Below are 5,930 nucleotides of genomic sequence, written 5' to 3'. Positions count from 1 at the left end.
GTGCGCAAGGGTCTCGAGGAACTGTCTAGCCGCGGGCTGATCACCACCAAAGTCGGCATCGGCTCTTTCGTCACCTTCGATGGCAAGCCCGTTGATGACTCAATCGGTTGGTCGCGGGCGCTGGCCAACGCCGGCGCCAACGCCGAGACCCGCACGCTGCGGCTCGAGGTGATCGAGGACCCCGATCTTGCCGCGCTGCTTGGTATAGAAAACCCCTTCTTCATCGCTGTCGATCGGGTGCGCACCAATGCGAGCGACGGGCACGCTATCTCAATCGAGCGCAGCCGCCTGCCGCTATCCCCCGAATTGGAGGACGTGCCGTTGCGCGGCCTGCGCGAAGGCTCCCTGCACCAAACGCTTCGCGGCGCCGGCCTCATTCCCGACCATGGCGAGGAATGGGTCGGGATCGAAATGCTCAACGCCGACGATGCCGCAATCCTCGGCTGCCCGCAAGGCACGCCGTTCCTGCGCGGTCGTCGGCTGACCCGCGCCGCCGATGACCGGCCGATCGAATATGTGACCAGCCTGCTCAACCCGGCGCATTTTGCGCTGCACATGAGGTTCTGAGTGATGCCGGACGACGCCGGGAGCATGACCGATCGGGCCCTGGGAGCGCTTGTCGGCGGCGCCCTGGGAGATGCGTTGGGCATGCCGACGCAGCTTTTGTCTCCGGCCCGGATTGCCGAACTCTACGGCCATATCGAAGGCTTCATCGCTCCTTTAGCCGACCATCCGGTGTCGAAGGGGCTCCCGGCCGGAACGATCACCGACGACACCGAACAGGCGCTTCTGCTTGGCCGTATACTGGTCGAATCCGGTAACGGCTTCGACCATGCGCGGTGGGTCAACGCGCTGCTCGACTGGGAACGCGACGTCAAGGCGCGCGGCAGCTACGACCTGCTGGGACCATCGACCAAACGCGCCATCGACGCCATCAACAATGGCGTGGCGGCCGAGGAAGCGGGGCGCGGTGGCGACACAAATGGTGCGGCGATGCGCATCGCGCCAGTCGGCATCATGATGCCGCCGGAGCCGCTGGAAACGCTGGTCGCCAAAGTGGCCGAAACTTGCAGGGCGACGCACAACACGTCTGTCGCAATCGCCTCGGCCGCAGCAGTTGCTGCCGCCATCAGCCGCGGCGTGGCTGGCGGTGACTGGCGCGCGGCTTCCGACAACGCCATCGCCGCAGCGAGACGGGGGGCGACGCTCGGCCATTGGGTGACCGGCGGTGACATCGCCGCGCGCATTGGGTGGGCGCAGGAGCTCGTACGGAGTAAGGCGGCGAGCGACGCGATCCGGCTGATCATCGATCTGGTCGGCACCGGCGTCGCCAGTCAGGAGTCCGTTCCGGCCGCATTCGCAGTGCTGGAGGTCGCCGGTGGGGATCCCTGGCAAGCGGCAGTCATCAGCGCCAATCTCGGTGGCGACACCGACACGATCGGCGCCATCGCAGCCGCCATGGCCGGTGCCTGTACCGGCTTTTCCCGATTGCCTCAGAACCGCATCGCAGACCTCAAGGGTATCGACATAGCGGAGGTTAGCGCGCTCGCCGCCGACCTTGTTAAGGCGCGGATATCCAAGGGCCTTGTGGACAAGACCAGTGGCGGCAAGGATGCGGCGGCATGAGAGGGCGTCTCGTCCATGTCGGCAGCGCGGTGGTCGACTGTGTTTACCGCATCGATGCCTTGCCGGCACCGGGCATGGAGAAGACTGCCTCGAGCTATGCACGAGTCGCCGGCGGCGGCTTCAACATGATGGTCGCGGCCAGCCGCACAGGCATGAAGGTGGTGTTCGGCGGCCAACTCGGCAGCGGACCCAATGGCGACTTCCTGCGCAGCGCCTTCAACGCCGAGGGTATCAGTACTATGACCCCGCCATCGCCCATGATGGACAGCGGCCATTGCGTCGCCTTGATCTCGAGCGATGCCGAACGCACCTTCGTGTCTTGGCCGGGTGCTGAAAGCGTACTCAGCCTCGACATGCTGGCGCCCGTGGTGGTCGCTGCAGACGACTGGGTGTTCACGTCAGGCTATACGCTGAGCTATCCCAAGAGCCGCGACGCGCTCACCGACTGGATCGAGGCGCTTCCGGCCGACACACCGCTTGTCCTCGACCCGACACCTGTCATCACCGACATTCCCCACCCTATCCTGTCGCGGATACTCGCCCGTACTACCTGGTTGAGCTGCAACACGACGGAAGCGGCCGCGATTGCCGGTCCGGGCGCCGTCGAGACACTCGCGTCACGGCTGCTAAGCGACCACTCCCCTAAGGCCGTTGGCGTCGTCATTCGTGCTGGCGCGAAAGGCTGCCATGTGCGGCTGGCCGACGGCTCGGCGCAAACGATTGCCGGCTTCGAGGTCGACGCCCTCGACACCAATGGCGCCGGCGACACCCATATCGGCGCTTTCGTCAGCGCGCTGGCGCGCGGCATGCCGCCTTTTGCGGCAGCGCGCTACGCCAATGCGGCGGCGGCCATTTCGGTCACCCGCCACGGTGGTTCATCAGCGCCGACCGACCACGAGATCCAGACATTCCTGAGCCATGGCGGTCCGCCGATCGGCCTCCATGGCCGGAAGCAAGAGGCCAAACGCCCGACAGCCTGACAAAGCCCGGGAATCGGGTAAACACAGAGAGGAACGAACATGCGCATGCCCGACTTTACTGCCCTAGTGACGGCGGCCGCCGTCTTCACCTCCGCACTTGCATTTGCCGCCAAGGCCGACGAGGTGCACGTACTCAACTGGAAGGGCTACGGCGCCGACGAGCCGTGGGCCATCGAGGCCTTCGAGAAGGCGACCGGCAACAAGGTCGTCAACGACTTCTTCAATTCCGAACAGGAAATGCTGACCAAGCTCAGGACCAATCCCGGCCTCTACGACGTCGTTATGATCAACGCCGCCTTCAACGACCAGGCAATGGCGGAAAAGCTGATCCAGCCGATCGACACATCCAAGCTGCCGAACTATGCCGACATCAGCAAGGACAAGGCGAGTTCGCCGATGCTTGTCCATAACGGCAAGGTCTATGGGGTACCGTGGGTCTGGGGACTGACGGCGCTCGCCATCAACGACAAGTCCTTCGACAAGCCGCCAACGAGCATCGCCGAAATGTGGGATCCCGCTCACAAGGGCCGCGTCACCATCCGTGACGATGCCGTCGAGGCGGTGCAGTTCGGCGCCATTGCCACCGGCCAGAACATCAACGATGTCAAGGACATGGAGGCGGTCAAGGCGAAACTCACCTCGCTCATGCCGCAGATCAAGACGTTCTGGAGCTCGGAGAACGACTGGAACCAGATGGTTGCCTCTAACCAGATCGACATCGGCACCTATTGGAGCGGCTCGGCCGACCGCGCCAAGACCCATTTCAAGCTGCCAGTCTCGCTCGTGATCCCGCGGGAGGGCGCTGTCGCCTGGCTCGACGCCTTCTCCATTCCCGTCGGTTCCAAGAATGTCGCCGGCGCCGAGGCCTTCATCAACTACATGGTCGACCCGAAGTTCTATGTCGAATGGGTCACCAAGGTCGGAGCCCCGGTATCTGCCAATACCAAGGCCGTGGAAGCACTTCCCGAGGATGCGTTCAACCGCAAGGTGATGGGTGACCCGGCAGTTGCCAAGCGCATTCAGTTCCAGGCGCCGATCACAGACGCCCAGCGCGAAGCCTATCTGTCGCTCTGGCAGCAGCTCAAGGTCAACGTGAAGTAACAGCAGAAAGCGGGATCAGCCGATCCTATATGTCGGCTGATCCTTCCCTGGGAGGATGTCATGGCAGCACAGGTTGCAGCCGCGTCGCGCAGCGGGCTGAGATCGGCCTTGCCGCTGCTGGCGCCTGCCTATCTCTGGCTGACGGTTGCGATCTTCTTGCCGCTCTCAGCCATGGTCTTCTTCTCTCTCATGACCGAGCTGCCGTTGTCGGGCAAGCCGTGGGCGTTCACGCTCGAAAACTATGCCGCCTTCTTCTCGCAAAGCCTCTATCTGACGCTTCTGCTCGCCTCGCTGCGCCTCGGCCTCGAAGTGACGCTGTGGTGCATCATCGTCGGTTATCCCGCCGCTTATGTGCTGGCCAAGGTGCTGAAAGGCCGTAGCCGCGAAGCGATTTTCTTGCTCGTCATCCTGCCGTTCTGGTCAAACGGGCTTGTGCGCATCTTCTCCTGGGCGATGGTGCTGCGCGAAGGGGGCATTCTCGATACCGCGCTCAACGCCGTGCTGCCGTTCAAGATCAATATCGACCTGATGTATTCCTATCCGGCCGTCATCATCGGGCTAGTGCACTCCTACGTTCCTTACATGGTGCTGACCTGCTACCTGACCCTACAGGCCATCGACGACTCGCTGATCGAGGCCGGGCGCTCGCTCGGCGCATCGCGGCTGCAGATGCTGAAGCGGGTCATCATTCCGCTGTCGATGCCGGGGCTGGTGGCTGGCGCGGCCCTCATCTTCGTCCCGGTCGTTGGCTCGTTCATGGAGCCGCGCATACTTGGCGGCCGTACCGGCACCTTTTACGGCACTGTCATCGAGGACCAGTTCGTCGCCGTGTTCAATTGGCCGCTGGGTGCTGCGCTCTCCTTTATCCTGCTGGCCCTCGTGCTGGTCATCCTGGCGGTTGCCTCGCCGGTGCTGAGGAGGGCTACGTGATGGCGACGACACGGGTCCTCGAATGGCTCGGCCGCCTCTACATCTGGCTATTGCTCGCCTTCCTCTATGTGCCCATCATCATCATGGCGCTGATGTCTTTCAACGTTTCGCCCTTCTATCAGCTGCCGTTCGAATGGACGACGGAATGGTATGCCTCGCTGTGGCAGAACGACCAGCTCATCTCAGCCACCTGGAACAGCCTCGAGATCGCGGTCATCACCACCATCATTTGCGTGGTGCTTGGCTCCGCGGCGTCACTGGCGCTCTACCGCTATGAGTTTCGCGGCAAAAAATTCCTGCAGGCGCTGCTGTTTCCGCCAATCGCCATTCCGTGGCTGATTACCGGCACGGCGATGCTGATCTTCTTCTTCGGCGTCGGCATCGGGCGCGGTCTGTTCGCCATCCTGCTCGGCCACGTCGCGCTTGCACTGCCCTATGTCATCGTCGTCGTATCGGCCCGGCTGCAGACCTTCGCGCCCGAGTTGGAAGAGGCGGCGCGCTCGCTCGGCGCCAATCAATGGCAGGTGACGAACCGCGTCACGCTGCCCTGGATCATGCCGGGTGTCATTGCCGGAGGGCTGTTCGCTTTCGCCGTGTCCTTCGACCAGTTCGTCGTATCCTACTTTCTGTCGACGCCCGGCCAAACGACGCTGCCGGTCGAAATCTACGCCGCGATCCGTAAGGGATTCACACCTGAGATCAATGCGGTCTCGACGATCATCATTGTCGTGTCGATGGCATTGATGCTGCTCACGGCGCGTTTCTTCAAATTCGGCGGAGAGAAATAATGGCGGGCGTGCAGGTATCGAATGTGTCGCGCAGTTTTGGCGCGCACAAGGCGCTGGACGATGTCTCCATCGATTTTGCCGACGGCGGCTTCTACGCCCTGCTCGGTCCCTCCGGCAGCGGCAAGACCACGCTGCTGCGCCAGATCGCCGGCTTCGACTTTCCCGACTCTGGCCGCATTGCGATCGGAGGCGAGAGCGTCGAGCGGGTGCCGGTCGAAAAACGGCGCATCGGCATGGTGTTCCAGAACTACGCGCTGTTTCCCAATATGAGCGTCGCCGACAATGTCGCCTTCGGCTTGTCCGTGCGCGGCGAGCCCAAGGCAGTGATTGCTGCCGAGGTGCAGGGGGCGCTCGACCTCGTGCAACTCGGCAAGCTCGGTGGTCGCCGGCCACACCAGCTCTCCGGCGGCCAGCGCCAACGGGTGGCGCTCGCTCGCGCCATCATCACCAAGCCGCGTGTGCTTCTGCTCGACGAGCCGCTCGGCGCTCTCGACAAAGCGCTGCG

Annotated in this window: 7 protein-coding genes; all 7 read left to right on the top strand. The window is 63.3% G+C overall.

Annotation, left to right across the window (positions count from 1 at the left end):
* The coding region (locus tag NKJ72_RS30610; protein ID WP_352480753.1) for a GntR family transcriptional regulator at nt 1–567 on the top strand (567 nt) is incomplete at its 5' end.
* 24 nt (nt 568–591) lie between these two features.
* Nucleotides 592–1,626, top strand: a complete 1,035-nt coding sequence (locus NKJ72_RS30605) for an ADP-ribosylglycohydrolase family protein (protein ID WP_502901925.1) — start codon at nt 592–594, stop codon at nt 1,624–1,626.
* Nucleotides 1,623–2,606: a PfkB family carbohydrate kinase gene (locus NKJ72_RS30600; RefSeq protein ID WP_352480752.1), complete on the top strand. Its 984-nt coding sequence runs from the start codon at nt 1,623–1,625 to the stop codon at nt 2,604–2,606. The genes NKJ72_RS30605 and NKJ72_RS30600 overlap by 4 nt, the downstream gene beginning before the upstream one ends.
* A 39-nt stretch (nt 2,607–2,645) precedes the next feature.
* On the top strand, nt 2,646–3,707 hold the full coding sequence (locus NKJ72_RS30595) for an ABC transporter substrate-binding protein (RefSeq protein WP_352480751.1): 1,062 nt from the start codon (nt 2,646–2,648) through the stop codon (nt 3,705–3,707).
* A 60-nt stretch (nt 3,708–3,767) separates the two neighbouring features.
* On the top strand, nt 3,768–4,637 hold the full coding sequence (locus tag NKJ72_RS30590; RefSeq protein WP_352480750.1) for an ABC transporter permease: 870 nt from the start codon (nt 3,768–3,770) through the stop codon (nt 4,635–4,637).
* Entirely contained in the window at nt 4,637–5,425 is a 789-nt protein-coding gene (locus NKJ72_RS30585; RefSeq protein WP_352452724.1) for an ABC transporter permease, read from the top strand. The genes NKJ72_RS30590 and NKJ72_RS30585 overlap by 1 nt, the downstream gene beginning before the upstream one ends.
* The coding region (locus NKJ72_RS30580; RefSeq protein WP_352480749.1) for an ABC transporter ATP-binding protein at nt 5,425–5,930 on the top strand (506 nt) is incomplete at its 3' end. The genes NKJ72_RS30585 and NKJ72_RS30580, both read left to right, overlap by 1 nt.

The sequence above is a fragment of the Mesorhizobium sp. M0045 genome (genome assembly GCF_040323385.1).
Classification (GTDB): domain Bacteria; phylum Pseudomonadota; class Alphaproteobacteria; order Rhizobiales; family Rhizobiaceae; genus Mesorhizobium.
The sequence above is the reverse complement of the archived record's forward strand: the minus strand, read 5'-3'. Positions and strand labels throughout refer to the sequence as shown.